This is a genomic window from Clostridium boliviensis (assembly GCF_033342255.1).
GTDB lineage: Bacteria > Bacillota > Clostridia > Lachnospirales > Lachnospiraceae > Lacrimispora > Lacrimispora boliviensis.
This window is the reverse complement of sequence record NZ_JAWONS010000298.1, coordinates 1-489: the sequence shown is the minus strand read 5'-3', so window position 1 is coordinate 489 and position 489 is coordinate 1. Positions and strand designations below refer to the sequence as shown.

1 protein-coding gene is annotated in these 489 nt (G+C 60.5%); it reads right to left on the bottom strand.

The features are described from left to right. Positions 1-72: 72 nt before the first annotated feature. Positions 73-489, bottom strand: a 417-nt coding sequence (locus RZO55_RS21605) for a hypothetical protein (RefSeq protein ID WP_318066337.1), incomplete at its 5' end; no start/stop codon positions are given.

Below are 489 nucleotides of genomic sequence, written 5' to 3'. Positions count from 1 at the left end.
CCTCCGAGTACTCGATTTCTAAAATGATGATATAGGAAAACGACCCGATTGGCAATCGGAGGAATCCAGCCATCAACGCCTCCGGACCAGGGACTTGCTTTCCAGATGATGCAGCCGCTGGTCGACAAAGGAGCGGTACTCCGGAAGGAGATAGGGCAACATCGCCTGCAACACGCCGATCCCCTCCGGCACCCGGCCCGCCTCTTCCAGGGCCTGCACATAATCCAATCCGGCGAAGGGCGTCGCAAAGGTGGGTACCCAATATTTCTGACAGAACTCGATCACCTCGTCGCGCAACCCCCGCTGGCGCATTTTGGCGGTGGACATCATCACCGCCACTTCCTCCTCATAGCTCGGCGGATCCTGCTCCCGTCGCATCCCGCGGGTTGCCTCCACCGCCGATTCAAACCACCGGATGGCCTCCGGAATTCGGTCCGCCTCCAAATGGACCCGCCCCAACTCCAGCTGCGGCCAAAACGCCCCCGGAAC